This is a genomic window from Bradyrhizobium sp. BR 10261 (assembly GCF_019455395.1).
Classification (GTDB): domain Bacteria; phylum Pseudomonadota; class Alphaproteobacteria; order Rhizobiales; family Xanthobacteraceae; genus Bradyrhizobium; species Bradyrhizobium manausense.
Genome location: NZ_JACOFQ010000006.1, coordinates 203,515 through 220,068, shown reverse-complemented (window position 1 = coordinate 220,068; position 16,554 = coordinate 203,515). Strand labels below are relative to the sequence as shown.

Below are 16,554 nucleotides of genomic sequence, written 5' to 3'. Positions count from 1 at the left end.
ATACCCTGCTTGCGCACCATAGGCAAAGGCGGCGAGGACCAGTGCGCAGGCAATGAAAATTGCAGCGAGCGCTTGCGCAAGCGGGGTTGGATTCCGGGAAAACCCAATAGCGGCTGCAAGAATGCCGGCGATGGCCAGCCAAAGCGCGGTTTCTTGTCGCGCGCCGAGTCGGCTGCGGACGACATTGTCTGATGTCATTGCGCACGTGGGGAGGTGCCTCGTTCTCAAACTCGGCGGGTCCCAAGTTTGATCGCCGTGCGCGCCTCGACAACCGTGGCTATTGATTGGCGAACCATTTCGGCGATCTTGTCGGGCGTTTCAGCATACAGCTTCTCCCACAAAGAGAAGTAACCTTCAATATCAGGGTGCGCGTGATGCCGTTGTCGCTCCTCACGAAGCAGTCGCAAGGCCTGATGCGTCGACAAAAAGGCTGGATTGAGATCCAGCAACCGGTGCGAGGCCATCAGAATTCTGTCGATGAGATCCAAACTCTCCCAAACGATCTTGGCCTGCTCGTCAGCGGTCCGGATGGGCTCCAGCAGAACGCGTTCGTACTCGGCGACAATGCCTTTGTAGTCAGGCGGCATGCCCCTTGCCTTGGATAACACCCATTTTATGTTCGGGTTGGATTGTCCGCCAAGGAAAGTGAGCGCCATCATTTGGCCGCTAAGATAGGAGCGCGCAAGCAACGCGGCATTTTCCCAGTTACCTGCAACGCACGCTCCACATACGTCTCGGAATGCCGGATAGTTACCGACGAATGTCCGATATCCCAAGTAACAAAGTTTGGCGGTGTCAAACTTTCCTACGATAGCCTCCATGAGCGACCCATTTCTTATGGGAACGCCGGACAAAAGGCGATGAAGGAAATGCGACTCCCTGTAGCTCAACAAGCTCAGGGGTTGGGTGTGAGTCAGGGCGTCCAGATATCGGGCGCAGGCGTGTTCAAAACGAGCTTGCGCCTCCGCTCGTTCTATGTACTCAACATTGATAGCAAGGCGAGTGTCTGCAACGTAGTCAAAAGTCTCATGAAGAACGCCTGATCGCTTCTCGCTTATGTCGCCGCTGGAACTCCACATCCAGTCATGACGGCGCCATTCCACACGTTCAATTGCTGGACGCCTCTCTGTAACGACGTAGACGTCAACGTCTGAAAACGCATTCCCATAGCCGTCAATAAGAGACCCGCCGACCACCACGAGATCATCTGCCGCGAGGTACAGGTCGCGAAGCAGCTCATCGATGGGTAGCTGGTATCGACCATTGAGAATAAAAATCGATCCATCTTGCTTGTGCCAACTTTCATCGTTGTGGACAGGCGAAGCAAGGGTAGTGGCCTCATGAATAGACCTGGGGGTCATCAGCGATCCTCGTTATTTCGAGAAACAATCTTAGCGCCCTTGGTTTGATGAAAGCAATATTACAACTTTACATTGAAAACGTGAAATCGCTGTGTTACCTGCTTTTGGAACGACGAGCAGAAACGTCTGATTGAAGTCACGGTGAATGATGCCTGCGTCAACGGCCGGCGGGTTAAATACGCAAGACGATAACTGTATTGCTCTGATCCTGGTCGACTTCGACTCCGTGCCTTTGCCGGTTGCGAGGTTTCTAAGGGGGCAAGCTGATCGCATTCGACGCGAACGGAAGCAGGAGAGACTATCGCGCCTGCAGCACTGCGCCGGGAACTGAAGGCGTATCGAAGGGCTCAGGTTGAAGTTGGTGACGGCAAGCGAACGCTCTCTGGTGAAACCCTCCTGTCAGGACTGCCGCGATGAACATAGACGGAATGAATGTTCTATTTCTAACGTTGGATTCTTGTCGTTTTGACACGTTCCTTGAGGCTCGAACACCAACCTTCGACAAGCTAGGGAAGGTTCGTCGAGCCGGTACCCATGGGACGTACACGTTGCCCGCGCATATGAGTTTTTTCATGGGGTACCTGCCTTCAGTGAACGAGCCTCCTTATGAGCAGTTTTATACGCCGGAAGTCCGTCAACTGTGGCGTCTGGCTTCCGGCCGGCCTCGTCCTCTTGATACCGTAGGACTCACAATTCAAGCGCCGACGGTGCCCGAGGAATACGCTCGGAAAGGCTACAAGGTAATTGGGAGCGGTGGGGTTCGCTGGTTTCGACATGAGACACTTAGACATCCGTTCGGCGATTTTCGATACTACGGAGAGACCGACTCCGTATTTCACCCGCGGAAGGCTTGCGAATTTCCCCTTGCGCACTCTAAGGATCTAGCGGAGGCCGTTCAGGGCGAGAGGTTCTTTCTGTTCATCAACTGTCCAGAGACGCATGTTCCGTACGACTATGACGGCAATTCGTGCTCGAGCCGCGTTTGGAATGTGATCGATAAGTACCAGGGCATTTGGGGCTGCAAAGCCAGTGCTTCACAACGCATGATCGTTGACCGCGATGAGTTCGCTGTCCTGAAGCGCGCACAGATCGCGGCTGTCGAGAGCGTCGATAGAAAGGTGGGCGCGCTCATCGCGGATCTGCCTCGGCCAATATTCGTAGTCGTTGCCGGAGACCACGGAGAGTGCTTCGGGGAAGACGATCTTTGGGGGCACGGCTTCCCTCATCAAAAGGTAACCGAGGTTCCGCTGCTCATGGGCCTCCTAAGATGATTCAGGTGGGAGTGCACCAGATGGGCAGCGCTTCGGCAAATCCACCGTCGTTCTCTGTCGAGAAGCAAGTTATGGGAGTGACGATCGAAAACGAGATTGGAAACTTTCAGGTTGGCGCGCTCCAGGCCCAATATGGCAACGCCGTGTACACCCATCTGCTTATTTACACGGGCCTCGTCGCACCGGTGCCATTTCGTATCCAGTCGGGCTGCGAGCTGGGGACGGTCGTGGGCGACAGCGAATGCGATTGTCGGCCGCAACTTGTCAGCGCGATGAAGTACATATTTGAGAGGGGTAATGGTCTGATTGTCCACACTGGACAACACGATGGGCGGGGGCGTGGTTTGCTGAGTAAGCTCGAGGTATATCGCAGGCGGAAGGAAACAGGCGAAACGAGTGCCGTCGCCTGCCAGCGCCTCGGGATCGAACTGGACCATCGCGACTTTCGACAATTCGGCGAGATCCTCAAATACCTGAATATCGGACAGGTCGTGCTGCTATCTACGAAGCGGGAGAAGATTGAGGCGCTGCGTGATTGCGGCATTTCGATTGCCGCAACTGTTGACCTCTAGCCCGACTCTTTGCCGGGAGTGTATCTCTCCGGCTATGGTCTGCCGAAAGGGGAGTCCATCACGTGCAGCAGCAGACCAGTTCTGGGAAAAGTTCGCAGTTCGAACTGCTCGTCATGGATCGGGTCTTCTGTGTGTACTGGTCAGCGACGCTCCTCATGCAGCTTTCGACGCAGACCCAGACGCTCATCGTTGCTTGGTTCATCGCAGGACACCCTTCGGGCGTCATACTTGCTCCGCTTGTCTCTTTCACCACTAACCTGCCCTTCGCAATTTTCACGATACCTTCGGGCTGGCTTGCGGATCGATATTCCTTGAAGCTAACCCACCTCTGTGGGCAGATATTGCTTGCGATAGGTGCCGCCGTAATTGGACTAAGCTTCTTTTTCCAATCGTTAGCCGTCGTAGCACTAACGGGCATCTTTTTCTGGAATCTTGGCATTGCCGTGCGGGGGCCGGCGTACCAGGCGACCATTATTTCTCGGTTCCCTGACTCACAGACAGAAAACGTGCTTTCATTGCATGGTGTATGCGTCAACGTCGGACGGTTGGTGGGCCCCGTCCTTGCCGGATTTCTCATAGCGCAGTCACTTTATGTCAGCGTAACCTTGGTAGCGTTCGCCTCCTGTATGTTATCGATCGGTTGTATAGTGTTCATGGACTCGTCGCCTTGGAGGATGCGAGACAAGCAAGTCAAATCTCCGGAAGGATCGAGAATTCTGAGTGGCCGCTTCCTCCACGTCATTTGCATGGCTGGCCTCGCGATTTTCTCCATGAGTTCGATCTTGGCTCTCCTCCCCGTGCTCGTGAAATCGACCTATCCAGATCGGCCGGAGGTCTTGGGCTACATATCCTCGTGCTTTGGACTTGGGGCCATCGTCGGCGCACTAGCCCAAGACAAGCTCAAGGGTACTTTGGGGCAGAGCGAAATTCCGTTGTTCGGAGCCCTTTTCATCGCTTACGCACTTTCCTTGGCGACCGCGAGCCATTGGATTCTATGGATCCCCTTTGCCGGTTTGGCAGGCTGCTCCTTCTTCATCATCATGCTACGGATGAACGCTGCTGCGCTCCAGGGCTTAGCAGTAAGCCAACGAGCGAGAGCTCTGTCCTTCTACTTCTTGTGCACCTACGGCGGCAGTGCACTCGGAGCAGCAATATGGGGACCGTTAGCATTCCTTATCGGACTGTCGAGAACGTTGATTGTCGGTGCAGGCGTCCTCGCGGTTGTGGTGGCATCCGTTTTTATCTTCAGAATGGCGAACGACGTCCGAACTGCCAGCAAGGTCACGCCCGGTTAACGCCGGCCGCAGACAAGGTTGGTCAAATGACGGGGCGGCCAGTGGCTGCCAAAACTGATGGTGTCGATGCGCAGGAATCTCGCCCACCAGGCACTCTTAGCGATTTTGGCGCGGTTTCGATGCCCAGGGCGAGTTATGGCGTACCCAGTAGGCACAAGCGACGGAGCCCATGTTAGATCCTGTCTATGTATGTGGTCCTCATGGTGCCGGGAAAACTACACTTGTTCGTAATGTCACCGCCGACGGTGTCATAGCGCAGCTCTCCCGTTTACCTTTCCCGGTGCAGGACGTCGGCCCATTCGAGCGGGCGTTCGTCCGTGCTGCAGTCTATTTCACTGAACTCTTAATCCACCGCGCAGTTTGCGGCGGCGACCCACAAACCCCGCGAATCGGGGATCGATGTGTCCTTGATACCCTTTCCTACATACGCGCGTATTCGAAGCTGCGGTGGATTTCGAATTCGCACGCGTGCGAGCTTGAGCAAAGCATACAGTCACTGTTCCAAGAGACGGCATGGCCCAAAACTGCAATTGTGCTTCTCGTTCCCCCAGCGGAGCTGGATGTTCGCCTCAAGAAGCGCGCAAATGAAGGAGCAGAGTCTCTTCGATGGCGACACGAACATCGAGACTTCTTGTTTTGCCTGTGTGAGAGCTATCGGGAAGTTATGCGAGAATTTGAGGAGCTGGATAGAACAAGAATTCTATGGCTGAGCAATGCCCACCCAAAGGTGATGGCTGAGCGAGCACGGTCGTTCATACTTGATTGTCACCTGGAACATGTCCGCACGGAGGGCAAGAGTGCAACGGATCTTTCAGGCGCTTAACGAAGCTGAATCGCTTCTAACGACAGGTCACCTTGTTTGTTCAAAGATCTCGTGGATGGGCAGCTCTCTCCACTTAGAGTCGAATTGCCGCGCGGCTGCGAAAGACATTTTCTCTTATGTTACCCCCTACTTTCACGTGGAGAACGAGCATGTCGACAAATCGAACTATGCCATCCGATTTGTGAATGAGGCCCGGGTGCCCGGCTTCAAGAGTATTGTTCAGACAGTGGAGAATTCGGGCGAGGAGCATAAGTGGTTCTTTGGCAAGACCGTGCCGATAATAAGAGCCGGCGATGAGTTTCTAGTCTCTCTTCGCGACGATCTCCTCGTCTTGGTGCAAAAGAGCGCGATTTCCATGTTTAGCGAATCTCGCTCCGAAGCGGCTACAAAGTGGGCCAAGCGCTTCATAAGGGAGTACCTTGTTTCCCGTTTGGTCGATGGCCTGCGCGTCCATGGCGGTGTAGCGCCCATCTTTGACTCTGGCGCGGTAATCATTGGGGCAAATGGCGCGGGGAAGACCTCGCTTATGTTGCATCTGCTTCATGAGTTGGGAGGCAATTTTTGCTGCAATGACCGCGCTGTGCTCGTTGAGACAGATGGCGGTGTCAGCGGCCTAGGGACACCCATACAAAGTCAGATAAGTGCTGGGTCGCTTGCGATGTTCCCGGGGCATCCTTTGGCACTAGATATGCTTGAGAGCACGCAGCGGGGCGGGATTGTCAAGTATTCGCTTTCACCGAGAGAGATGACCGCCCTAATAGGCGCCGACATAACAAGGCAAGTCACCATAGGTATGGTGATCGTTCCCAATCTGTCCGCTGCAACATCTATCCCGCCCGAGATACGTCCGATACCGCTGGAGTTCAGAACGGGCATTCTTCTCGGTGCAAGTCTGCAGAAGGATCCGGCCTTCCCGGCCGCAGCCCTCGGTTTCTCGGAAAAGCAAGTGCCGAAGCGGTTAGTAGAGCGTGTGATCGCTCTGCCATGGTACTCGATTGCGGGGCACTACGCGGACAGAACGCTGGCAAAATCTTTGGTTGATGCTGTAGGAGCTCACCGCACAGAAGGATAGTCGACGTCGAGAGCGTAGGCATGGTCTTCGCAAGTAGAAGTTTTGGGCCGTCGTCACGAGAGCCCGGTGCGACCATCAACGTCTCGGCCGCTCAGTTCCGCCGCGAAAACATCGATCGGCAGGTCCGCCAGGCGCTGCGGCAGAGCGGGCTTTCGGCGGCTCGCCTGGAACTGGAAATCACCGAAGGCGTCCTGATCGAAGATGTTCCTCGAGCCAAGCGAACGATGGAGGCGCTCAAGGCACTCGGTGTCCTGATGGCGCTGGACGATTTCGGCACAGGATATTCTTCGCTGTCCTATCTCGAAGCGTTTCCGCTGGACCGGATCAAGATCGACAGGTCCTTCGTCGCCTCGCTCGGCCAGAGCGAGCGTTCGCTCGCGATCGTGCGGGCTGTGATCGGCCTTGCCCATGGGCTCGGAGTTCCGGTTCTCGCGGAAGGAATCGAGACGAGCGCTCAGATGGCTCTCCTGGTCCAGGAAGGCTGCGACGAGATGCAGGGATATCTCATTGGTCGGCCGCGGAGCCTTCTACCGACGAAGCGAATGAGCGACGCCTCAAGTCAAGCGCATCGTCGCGCAGCCGCTGCCGAGTGAAGGTCGTTTGCTGCCTGGCTCGTAACAATCGGTCGTGAATCAAGGGGCCAACGCAGCTGCGCAGGACCAGGTCGGGACCTTTCCGATCGTGGCTGACCCTAGTCCCGCTTTTTCTCTCCACCGGCGGCCGAGATGACGGCGACGATGACGAAGCCGGTCACCAGGAGCCGGACGCCGGCGCTGACTCCAAAAGTGTTCAACATGGTCAGGAGCAGGACGAGGAAGAGCGCCGCGCCCCATAGCCCCGCGACATTGGCTTTGCCGCCGGCAACCGAGGTGCCTCCGATCACGACCACCGCGACAGAGGCGAGCAGATATTCATTGCCGATATCGACGTTCGCGCCCCGGAAATAGCCGGCCAGCAATGCCCCGTCGAGACCGCCAAGCGTGCCCGACAGCGCGTAGGTAGCAAAGCGCACCCATCCGACCCGGATTCCCGCAAGCCTTGCCGCCCGAATGTTCTGGCCGATCGCCAGCACCGATCGTCCATAAACGGTGCGCTGCAAAACAATGCCGGCGGCGACGGTGAAGACCGCCGTGAGAATGGCGAGCAAGGGAATGCCGAGGATCTGGATGTTGGTGAAATCGGCAAAGCCCGGCGGTGGCTTGATTTGCAGACCGCGCCCGTAGCTGATGTCGATCGATTGGATAATGAAGCTCGCCGAAAGCGTCGCGATGATCGGTGGGATGCTTAGAGCGCGGATCAGGAGATAGTTGACGATGCCGATGGCGAGCCCGCAGCCGAGTGCGGCGGCGAGGCCGATGGCGACCAGACGGTCATCGCCGGCCATCACGGTCATCGCCACCGCGCTGGAAAGCCCGATATTGGCCGGCAACGACAGATCGACGTTGCCGGGACCGAGCGTGATGACGAACATCTGCCCGATGCCGACCACCACGGTGAACACCGCAAGCGACAGCGCGGCGATAAGCATGCCACCGGCGCCATAGCCGCGAGTGAAGATAATCGCCGCGATCCACACCAGGGCCGCGCCGAGATAGGACCACATCCAGGGACTCGCGAACAGCCAACGCCGCGCCGCCATCATTGTTCGACCTCCCTGCGGCTGATCAACGCGCGCGCGGCGAGCACCACGATCAGAATGGCCCCGTTGGCGGCGACCTGCCAGTCCGGCGGAAGATGCATGAAGGTGAGAAGCGGGGAAGCCGCCAGCGCCAGCGTCAGCGCGCCGATCACGGCACCGATCGGGGAGACACGTCCGCCGACGAATTCGCCGCCGCCCAGGATGACGCCCGCGATCGAGAGCAGGGTGTAGCCGTTGCCGATGTTGGCGTCGCCGGACGTCGTGATGCCGATCAATGAGAGCCCCGACAGCACGCCGAACAGGCCGGCGCACGCATATAGCACGATCTTGGCCTTCAGCAGCGACCAGCCGGCGCGACCGATCGCGGTGGCGTTGCCACCAGAGCCGCGCAGGATAGCTCCATAGGATGTTCGCATCAGGCCGAAATAGCTGACCGCAGCGATGATCAGCGCGGCCAGCACCGGAAACGGAACCAGTGGCGGCTTGACGCTCATCGACGCCAACAGCCAGTCCGGCGCCCGACCGCCGGGTTTAGGCAGCAGAAGCACGGCGAGGCCTTGCCAAACGAAATTCATGCCGAGAGTCACCACGATCGAAGGCAGGTTGCGCCAATGAATCAGCGCACCGAGCGCCGCATATGCGCCGACGCAGCCGAGCAGCGTGAGGATTCCCAAGATAGGGGTGTCGCGCAGCCAGGTCGCCGTGACGCAGCCGACGAAACCCACGAAAGCACCGATCGAGAGGTCGAGGTCGTTGCCGGTAATGATGAACATCTGCGCGACCGTCGCCAGCGCGATCGGGATCGCCAGATTGAGCATGAGAGTGAAGCCGAAATAGCTGATCGCGCGCTGGTTCAGCCAGGCGATGGCAAGCAGCACCAGCGCCAGCGACAGGGCCGGCAGCAACGCGCGCAGCAGCCGCGGTGAATCCGTCTTGCCGAACGGCATGAATGCTGGCCGGGCCGCGACAGTCGACTTGGCCGTCATCTCGGGTCGGTCCCGATGAAGGAGGACTGGATCACCTTTTCCTCGGTCAGCTCATCGCGGGCGAGGTCGGCGACGATAGCGCCGTTGCGGAACACGTAGACATGGTCGCACTTCTTCAATTCGTCGGTCTCCGTCGTGTACCAGATGAAGGTCCGCCCGCCGCGCGCCTCCTCGCGGATGAGATCATAAACTTCGAGCTTGGTGCCGACATCGACGCCGCGCATCGGGTCGTCCATCAATACAATGCGCGCCTCCGACCCAAGCGCGCGCGCAAACAGCGCCTTCTGCTGGTTGCCGCCTGACAGTGACAGAATGTTGTTGTGGATGTCGGGAGTGCGGATCTTGATCCTGTCGCGCCAGAAATTGGCCAGCGTGTCTTCCCGCCGGCGCGAAATCAAGACTCCCTGGCGCAGCTTGCGCAATGAGCATATGCCGATGTTTTCCGCGATCGACCATAACGGGAAAATGCCGTCGGCTTGGCGATCGCCGGCCACCAAGGCAACCGTTGCGTTGACCGCGACGTCCGGGCGCGGGCTCGTCGCAGCCGCGAAGATCGCCAGCAGCAGATCGGTCTGCCCGTGGCCGGCAAGCCCGGCAAGGCCGATGATCTCTCCCTCGTGGGCGACCAGGTCTGTGGATCCGCCCTGCTGCCGCGGGCGCGCGCGAACATGCAGGGGCGTCTTCCCTCGTGCCAAATGGTCGCCGGCGTTCGCCTCGGTCGTCGGCGCTTCCGTGCCGCCCATGGTGGTGACCAGCCGGTTGCGGTCGAACGCCTCGGCGCGATCGGCAGCGATGGTCCGCCCGTCACGCATCACCACGATACGGTCGCTGTTTTGCAGGACCTCGCCGAGCAGGTGCGAGATGAAGATGCAGCTGATGCCATTGGCGACGGCCCGCCGCATGAAGGCGAGCAACTGCCCGGCAGTGTGACTATCGAGCGAGGAGGTCGGCTCGTCCAGAATGACGAGACGCACGGGCTCATCGGTCGCAGTGAAGGCCCGCGCCACCTCGACCATCTGACGGCGCGCAATTGGAAGATCCTGAATCAGGTCGGAGGGGCCGACGCCGTGACCGGGGAAGATCTCGTCGAGCTTGCTTGTGATCAGTGCGCCGGCCTTGCGACGCCAGTTCAGGCCGGTGAGCACCGGATGAAACACCCGCGTGTTCTCGGCCACCGTCAGGTTGGGGCAGAGCGACAGCTCCTGAAAGACGCAGCGGATGCCGAGATGCTTGGCCCGCGCCGGCGCATAGGCCTTCTGCTCGGCGCCGCCAATGACCACGCGCCCGCGATCCGCCGCGACCGTCCCCGCCAGGATATGCATCAGCGTGGATTTGCCGGCGCCATTGTGTCCGACCAGGCTGAGGCACTCGCCCCTCTGGACTGTCAGATCGACGCTATCAAGCGCACGGACGGCGCCGAAACGCTTTTCGACGCCGTCCAGTCTGACGATATCAGATGCTCCGAGGGTCATTCACTGCCTGCGCCGAGCGGCCGTCAGCCATGGCCCCATCACTTCATGTTGGCTTTGATCGCATCGATGGCGTCCTGCTGGGTGTATTCGTGGCTCGCGACACTGCCCTTCGGGATTTTAGGCAGTTCGGCTTCGAAGTCGGCCTGAGTGAAGGCGAGATAGGGCACCAGAAGATCGTGTGGAACCTTCTTGCCATCCAGCACCTGCTGGGCGACCCAGAATGCCAATGTCGATACGCCCGGCGCGATCGAGGCGGACCATGTCGTGTAACCGTCCTTGGCCTTCTGCTCCTTCCACCATTCAAGTTCGTCCTGCCGGTTGCCCATGATGATGGTCGGCCGCGGCTTGCCAGCCGCCGCGAAAGCTTGCGCGGCTCCGTAGCCGTCGCCGCCCTGGTCGACCACGCCGACGACCTCGGGCAGTGAAGGCAGTACGGTCGCAACCGCCTTTTGCGCCGTGGTCTGGTCCCAGTCGCCGGTCACCGAACCGACGATCTTGAACTCCGGATGATCCTTGACCCCCTCCAGGATGCCGTTGTGGATGGCTTCGTCAATGGAGGTGCCGGCGAGGCCACGGATTTCCAGGAGGTTTCCGCCCTTGGGCTGGAACTTGGCCATCTGCGCCACTTCCTGCTTGCCCATGTCCTTGAAATCCACAACGACACGGTAGGCGCAGGGCTCGCTGACGATACCATCGAAGGACACGACGACGATGCCGGCGTCGCAGGCCTGCTTGATGGCGCCGTTGAGCGCGTCCGGCGAAGACGCGTTGATGACGATCGCGTCGTAGCCCTGCAGGATCAGGTTCTGGATCTGCGCGGCCTGGGTCGGCACTTCCTTGTCGGCGGTGGTGAACACGTCCGCCGCGGCGACGACCTTGTCGGCCACTGCCTTCTTCGTGACGATGTCATAGCTCTTGAGCATCGCCTGGCGCCAGGAATTGCCGGCGTAGTTGTTGGAGAACGCGATCTTCTTGCCGCTGGTATCGGCCAGGGCCGATCCGGCGAGGATCGCGCTGCCGATAGCTGACATGGCCGCGAGTCGAATAGCAGGCTTCATGGTTTCTCTCCCAATTCATTGTTTGATATTCTCGAAGACGAGAGACTGCACACGAAACGTTGGCGGAAAAGCAAGTCCCGCCCGAGGTGGCGCTTCCCTGTTAGTCTCATTTTCGCCGATCCTCCGTCAAACGGTAAGTCCCCCCGCAGTGCGGCAACCATTTTGAGGCTGCCCTGAATCGGTGGCCACCCTGCCGGCCGATGTCCTCGCTCCCTGAAGGCCTGGGTCCGGACGAAACCTCCCGGCTCGGCAGGTGCCTTCGGAAAGGCAGAGCCGGACGCACAGACGATCTCTTCGTCACGGCATATGCACGCGAACTCCGGCGGCGAAGCGCAACGCGTTGCAAAGCCGCGAAATCAATCCGCTTCCGGACGAGATGCACAAGCGTCGACCATTATGACTTTGCTTCGGGTGAGTTGGCCGACATTAACTCAGGCTGATGATAGGCAACCCGGGCCTGCGCGCCTCGGCCAATTTGCTGGTATTTTTGCCGGCATCGGGAAAATAAAGTGATCGCAGCGAATTTCGCTATTCCGAACGACGGAATCGAGCGGATGGTCCGCAACAACGATGCGGCCGCCAACCCAAACGGATCTGGTCGCGCGAAGCTGGTGCCCCTGGCCGGAATCGAACCAGCACTCCTTGCGGAACTCGATTTTGAGTCGAGCGCGTCTACCAGTTCCGCCACAGGGGCCCTCGGTCGGCCCCTCCAGAGGAGAGCGTCGCGAAGCCGGCGGACTATAGCCATGGGAAAGGCGGGGTCAACCCGCGCCAAAGTGATCCCCATCGTTCTCGACAGGGGGATGGGCCGGGGTTAGAGGCTTTAAGACCAAGCCCCCAGCTGGAGAGGCCGCCGTGACGACCCAGAGTGAAGCAATATCAGCGTTTCGCCCCGCAGTCGGGGGCCATGCGCTGACCGCCTCGCTGGCCGTCACCCTGATCGCGACGGCGACGATCGCGGGGGCCTGGTTCTTCCAGCTGGTTCTGGAGATCCTGCCCTGTCCGCTCTGCCTCGAGCAGCGCTATGCCTATTATCTCGCGATCCCGCTCGGCGCGCTCACGGCGTTTGCGGCACGGAGCGGGGCGCCGCGGCCGCTGCTGCTGGCGGGGCTCGCGATTCTCGTGCTGGCAACGCTCGCCAATGCCGGCCTCGGCACCTACCATTCCGGCGTCGAATGGGGGTTCTGGAAGGGCCCGACCGATTGCTCCGGCCCGGTCGTCAATCTCGGCAGTGCCGGCGATCTGTTGTCTCGGCTCGACACCGTCAAGGTGGTGCGCTGCGACGAGGTGCAGTGGCGCTTCCTCGGCCTCTCGCTCGCCGGCTACAACGTGCTGATCTCGCTGCTGTTGGCCGCGATCGCCGCCTGGGGCTTTGTGCGGACCGCGAGGCGATAACATTTGACGCGTTTTCTTAACGCGAACCGGTATCCACTTCGCTCGAAAACGCTTTGTAGTTAGATCACGCTTGCGCCTTCGTGCTGGAAGCCGAGATAGCTCGCCGCCACCCGCTCGTTCGCAGCGATGTCGCTGGCCTTGCCGCTGAGCACGAACTCGCCGAGCTCCATCACATAGGCATGGTCGGCGATCTTGAGCGCGGCCTGCGCGTTCTGCTCGACCAGCAGCACGGAGACGCCGCTGGCCTTGAGCTCGGTGACGATGCGGAAAATGTCTGCGACGATGATCGGCGCAAGGCCAAGGCTCGGCTCATCCAGCATCAGCAGTTTCGGCTCGCCCATCAGCGCGCGCCCCATCGCCAGCATCTGCTGCTCGCCGCCGGACAAGGTGCCGGCGAGCTGCTTGCGGCGCTCCTTCAGGCGCGGAAACAGCGTGTAGATCCGTTCGATCGAGGCCTTCGCCCGGCTCTTCTCGATGCGGAAGGCGCCAAGCTCGAGATTGTCCTCGACATTCATGGTGACGAACAATTCGCGGTGCTCCGGCACGAGGCCGAGGCCCATCGCGACGCGATCCTCGATGTCGAGCCGGGCGAGGTCCTGCCCTGCAAAGGTGACGCGGCCCTTCAGCGGCAGGATGCCCATGGTCGCCGACAGCAGCGTGGTCTTGCCGGCGCCGTTGGCGCCGACGATGGTGACGATCTCGTTCGTGCCGACCTCAAGCGAGACCGAGCGCACGGCTTCGACCTTGCCGTAGGCGACATGCGCGTCGGTGACTGACAACAGCGCGCTCATGCCGCCACTCCGAGATAGGCCTTGATCACTTCGGGATTGGTCTTGATCGTGGCCGGCGTGCCTTCGGCGATCTTGGTGCCGAAGTCGAGCACCACGATACGGTCGGCCAGGTTCATCACAAAGCCCATGTCATGCTCGACCAAAAGGACGGACATGCCGCCATCGCGCAACTCGCGCAGCAGCTTGGCGAGCTGCTGCTTCTCCATGTGGCGCAGGCCCGCGGCCGGCTCGTCGAGCAGCAGCAGCATCGGGTCGACGCACAGCGCACGCGCGATCTCGACGATACGCTGCTGTCCCAGCGACAGCGAGCCTGCGAGCTGGTGCATCTGCTCGGCAAGCCCAACACGCTCGATCTGGCGGGCGGCTTCCGCCAGCAGCTTTGCTTCATCGGCGCGGTCGAGGCGCAGCATCGAAGCGAGCGGTCCCGAATGGCCGCGCAGATGCGCGCCAATGGCAACGTTCTCCAGCACGGTCATGTCGGGCACCAGCTTGACGTGCTGAAACGTCCTGCTGATGCCGAGCTTGACGATCTCCTGCGGCGGCGCGCGATCGACCTTCCTGCCGAGCACCGAGATCGAGCCCGATGTCGCCGACAGCACGCCGGTGATCAGGTTGAAGGTGGTGCTCTTGCCCGCGCCGTTGGGTCCGATCAGCGCGACGATCTCGCGGGCCTGGACGTCGAAGGACACGTTGTTGACCGCGACCACGCCGCCGAACTGTTTTCGCGCTTTTTCGACCTGGAGCAGGACGCCCGCTTCGCCTGACGCGCGGCTGCGCTGCTCCAGCTTCAGCGAGGTATCGGGCTTCTTGCCGCCGGCGCGTTCAGGCAGGAACGACACCAGCCAGGGCCAGACGCCGCCGGGGGCAAGCTGAAGCAGCGCCACCAGCATGATGCCGAACACGATGGTCTCGACCTGGCCGGAGCCGGGCAGGATCAGCGGCAGATAGCTCTGCAGCACCTCTTTCAGGATCACGACGATCGCCGCGCCCAGCACGCCGCCCCAGACATAGCCGGCGCCGCCGACCACGGCGATGAAGAGATATTCGATGCCGGCCTGCGCCCCGAACGGCGTCGGGTTCACCGCGCGCTGCAGATGGGCGTAGAGCCAGCCGGACAGGCCCGCAAGCACGGCGGCGTGGATGAAGACCAGGAGCTTGGCCCGCGGCGTGTGCACGCCAAAAGCTTCGGCTGCGACATGGCCGCGGCGGAGTGCGCGGATGGCGCGGCCGGTGCGCGAGTCCAGGAGGTTCATCGTCAGCAGAGCCGAGAGGATCACCGCGACCCAGATCGCAAAATAGATCGAGCCCGGCGAGAGCATCTTGAATGAGCCGATCGACAGCGGCGGGATCGCCGAGATGCCGTCGTTGCGCCCGAGGAATTCCAGCTTGCTGAACAGGTAGAACAGGCCGAGGCCCCAGGCCAGCGTGCCGAGCGGCAGATAATGGCCGGAGAGGCGGACCGTGACGAGGCCGAGCAGCACCGCCAGCAGGCCGCTGACCAGCAGCGACAGCGGCAAGGTCAGCCAGGGCGAGAGGCCGTACGCGGTCGTCAGCAGCGCCGTGGTGTAGGCGCCGAAGCCGACAAAGGCTGCTTGACCAAAAGAGGTCAGGCCGCCGACGCCGGTGAGCAGCACGAGGCCCATCGCGACCAGCGCGGCAAGGCCGATATTGTCGAGCAGCACGATCCAGAACGGTGGCATGCCCGGGATGAACGGGATCGCCGCCATGACACCTGCGAAGACGAGAATGGGAAGCCGGCTCTGCATCTTGGCCTCAGTCCTTCTCTTCCTCGACCGCGGGCGCGGCGAGCGAGCGCAGCAGCAGCACCGGGATCAGGAGCATGAACACGATCACCTCCTTGTAGTTGGAGGCATAGAAGGACGAGAACGCCTCGACGATGCCGACGAACAGGGCCGCGACCGCCGTCAGCGGATAGCTGACGAGGCCGCCGATGATTGCGGCGACAAAGCCCTTCAGGCCGATCAGGAAGCCGCTGTCATAATAGAGCGTCGTGATCGGCACGATCATGATGCCCGAGAGCGCGCCGATGACGGAGGCCAGCAGGAAAGCGATCTGCCCCGACAGCGTGGTGCGGATGCCGGCGAGCCGCGCCCCCAGGCGGTTGACGGCGGTGGCGCGCAGCGCCTTGCCGTAGAGCGTTAGCCCAAAGAACAGCCAGAGACCGACGATGAAGGCGATGGTGATGCCGTAGACCGTGAGGCTCTGGCCGGTGAAGCGCAGCGCGCCCGCGGTGAAGGCGCCTGACAGCACGGCCGGTCCGCGCTGGCCCTCGGCGCCGAAGAACAACAGGCCCAATCCCTGGAGCGCGAGGTGGACTCCCACGGATGCTATCAGCAGCACCAGCACCGAGGTGTGCGCCAGCGGCTGGAATGCGATGCGGTAGAGATAGAGGCCGATCATGGCGACGATCACCAGCGACAGCGCGATGCAGACCGCGACCGGCGGCTTCTGCGCCGCCAAGCTGATCGTCAGTGCCAGCACGATGGCCGGCAGCACCACATTGGCGAGGACGCTGCGCAGGATCAGCCGGCCATGCAGCGTCTTGCGGGCCACGAACAGGTCGAAGGCGCAGGCCACGATGCCCATCGCCAGCGCCAGCTTGGCGGTGCCCGGCATCTGGCCCGAAGCCAGCGAGGCATAGGTCAGCGCGCCATAGGTGACGAATTCGCCCTGGGGAATGAGAATGACGCGGGTGACGGCGAACACCAGCACCAGCGCCAGGCCGAGCAGCGCATAGATCGCGCCATTGGTGATGCCGTCCTGCAGCAGGAACAGCATGATAGTGGTGTTCAAGACCG

The 16,554-nt window shown here is 60.7% G+C and carries 14 protein-coding genes and 1 tRNA gene; 6 read left to right on the top strand and 9 right to left on the bottom strand.

Annotation, left to right across the window (positions count from 1 at the left end):
* Positions 1-224 precede the first annotated feature (224 nt).
* Entirely contained in the window at positions 225-1,361 is a 1,137-nt protein-coding gene (locus tag HYH07_RS09225) for a hypothetical protein (protein ID WP_220002197.1), read from the bottom strand.
* Between the two features lie 413 nt (positions 1,362-1,774).
* Here HYH07_RS09225 and HYH07_RS36795 point away from each other — a divergent pair, with 413 nt between their 5' ends.
* The 5 genes from HYH07_RS36795 to HYH07_RS09200 all read left to right on the top strand — a co-directional run bounded on the left by HYH07_RS36795 (position 1,775) and on the right by HYH07_RS09200 (position 6,987).
* On the top strand, positions 1,775-2,632 hold the full coding sequence (locus HYH07_RS36795) for a sulfatase-like hydrolase/transferase (RefSeq protein WP_220002196.1): 858 nt from the start codon (positions 1,775-1,777) through the stop codon (positions 2,630-2,632).
* A gap of 20 nt (positions 2,633-2,652) precedes the next feature.
* Positions 2,653-3,204, top strand: a complete 552-nt coding sequence (locus HYH07_RS09215; protein WP_220002195.1) for a hypothetical protein — start codon at positions 2,653-2,655, stop codon at positions 3,202-3,204.
* A 62-nt stretch (positions 3,205-3,266) separates the two neighbouring features.
* Positions 3,267-4,499 (top strand): MFS transporter, encoded by a 1,233-nt coding sequence (locus HYH07_RS09210; protein WP_220002194.1) that lies wholly within the window; start codon positions 3,267-3,269, stop codon positions 4,497-4,499.
* 797 nt (positions 4,500-5,296) lie between these two features.
* On the top strand, positions 5,297-6,394 hold the full coding sequence (locus HYH07_RS09205) for a hypothetical protein (RefSeq protein ID WP_220002193.1): 1,098 nt from the start codon (positions 5,297-5,299) through the stop codon (positions 6,392-6,394).
* Positions 6,395-6,414: 20 nt separating this feature from the next.
* Positions 6,415-6,987, top strand: coding sequence for an EAL domain-containing protein (locus HYH07_RS09200; protein ID WP_228749326.1), 573 nt, complete (start codon positions 6,415-6,417; stop codon positions 6,985-6,987).
* Positions 6,988-7,085: 98 nt separating this feature from the next.
* Here the strand turns inward: HYH07_RS09200 and HYH07_RS09195 are convergent, their stop codons facing one another.
* The 5 genes from HYH07_RS09195 to HYH07_RS09175 form a co-directional block, all read right to left on the bottom strand.
* Positions 7,086-8,033 carry an ABC transporter permease gene (locus HYH07_RS09195; protein WP_220002266.1) on the bottom strand — a complete coding sequence of 316 codons (948 nt, stop codon included), beginning with the start codon at positions 8,031-8,033 and terminating at the stop codon, positions 7,086-7,088.
* A complete protein-coding gene (locus HYH07_RS09190) occupies positions 8,033-8,980 on the bottom strand; it encodes an ABC transporter permease (protein ID WP_228749347.1) in 948 nt (315 codons plus the stop codon). The genes HYH07_RS09195 and HYH07_RS09190 overlap by 1 nt, the downstream gene beginning before the upstream one ends.
* Positions 8,981-9,015: 35 nt before the next feature.
* The gene (locus HYH07_RS09185; protein WP_220002191.1) at positions 9,016-10,491 is read right to left on the bottom strand and encodes a sugar ABC transporter ATP-binding protein; all 1,476 of its coding nucleotides are present in this window, start codon (positions 10,489-10,491) and stop codon (positions 9,016-9,018) included.
* 38 nt (positions 10,492-10,529) lie between these two features.
* On the bottom strand, positions 10,530-11,549 hold the full coding sequence (locus HYH07_RS09180) for a substrate-binding domain-containing protein (RefSeq protein ID WP_220002190.1): 1,020 nt from the start codon (positions 11,547-11,549) through the stop codon (positions 10,530-10,532).
* A 609-nt stretch (positions 11,550-12,158) separates the two neighbouring features.
* Positions 12,159-12,243: transfer RNA gene (locus HYH07_RS09175), tRNA-Leu, on the bottom strand.
* A gap of 161 nt (positions 12,244-12,404) precedes the next feature.
* On the opposite strand from HYH07_RS09175, the gene HYH07_RS09170 reads away from it, so the two are divergent.
* Positions 12,405-12,944, top strand: a complete 540-nt coding sequence (locus HYH07_RS09170) for a disulfide bond formation protein B (protein WP_220002189.1) — start codon at positions 12,405-12,407, stop codon at positions 12,942-12,944.
* A 59-nt stretch (positions 12,945-13,003) separates the two neighbouring features.
* Here the strand turns inward: HYH07_RS09170 and HYH07_RS09165 are convergent, their stop codons facing one another.
* The 3 genes from HYH07_RS09165 to HYH07_RS09155 are packed head-to-tail and all read right to left on the bottom strand — an operon-like array spanning position 13,004 to position 16,549.
* Complete coding sequence (locus tag HYH07_RS09165) at positions 13,004-13,735, bottom strand: ABC transporter ATP-binding protein (RefSeq protein WP_220002188.1); 732 nt, start codon at positions 13,733-13,735, stop codon at positions 13,004-13,006.
* Positions 13,732-15,501: an ABC transporter permease subunit gene (locus HYH07_RS09160; protein WP_083514877.1), complete on the bottom strand. Its 1,770-nt coding sequence runs from the start codon at positions 15,499-15,501 to the stop codon at positions 13,732-13,734. Before HYH07_RS09160 ends, HYH07_RS09165 begins: the two co-directional genes overlap by 4 nt.
* Before the next feature lie 7 nt (positions 15,502-15,508).
* On the bottom strand, positions 15,509-16,549 hold the full coding sequence (locus HYH07_RS09155) for a branched-chain amino acid ABC transporter permease (RefSeq protein WP_220002187.1): 1,041 nt from the start codon (positions 16,547-16,549) through the stop codon (positions 15,509-15,511).
* Positions 16,550-16,554: the final 5 nt, after the last annotated feature.

What these genes read in the sequence shown, in the direction of transcription:
- HYH07_RS09160 (WP_083514877.1), bottom strand. Translation starts at nt 15,501, where the DNA reads ATGCAGAGCCGGCTTCCCATTCTCGTCTTCGCAGGTGTCATGGCGGCG.
- HYH07_RS36795 (WP_220002196.1), top strand. Translation starts at nt 1,775, where the DNA reads ATGAACATAGACGGAATGAATGTTCTATTTCTAACGTTGGATTCTTGT.
- HYH07_RS09165 (WP_220002188.1), bottom strand. Translation starts at nt 13,735, where the DNA reads ATGAGCGCGCTGTTGTCAGTCACCGACGCGCATGTCGCCTACGGCAAG.
- HYH07_RS09225 (WP_220002197.1), bottom strand. Translation starts at nt 1,361, where the DNA reads ATGACCCCCAGGTCTATTCATGAGGCCACTACCCTTGCTTCGCCTGTC.
- HYH07_RS09215 (WP_220002195.1), top strand. Translation starts at nt 2,653, where the DNA reads ATGGGCAGCGCTTCGGCAAATCCACCGTCGTTCTCTGTCGAGAAGCAA.
- HYH07_RS09190 (WP_228749347.1), bottom strand. Translation starts at nt 8,980, where the DNA reads ATGCCGTTCGGCAAGACGGATTCACCGCGGCTGCTGCGCGCGTTGCTG.
- HYH07_RS09200 (WP_228749326.1), top strand. Translation starts at nt 6,415, where the DNA reads ATGGTCTTCGCAAGTAGAAGTTTTGGGCCGTCGTCACGAGAGCCCGGT.
- HYH07_RS09180 (WP_220002190.1), bottom strand. Translation starts at nt 11,549, where the DNA reads ATGAAGCCTGCTATTCGACTCGCGGCCATGTCAGCTATCGGCAGCGCG.
- HYH07_RS09185 (WP_220002191.1), bottom strand. Translation starts at nt 10,491, where the DNA reads ATGACCCTCGGAGCATCTGATATCGTCAGACTGGACGGCGTCGAAAAG.
- HYH07_RS09195 (WP_220002266.1), bottom strand. Translation starts at nt 8,033, where the DNA reads ATGGCGGCGCGGCGTTGGCTGTTCGCGAGTCCCTGGATGTGGTCCTAT.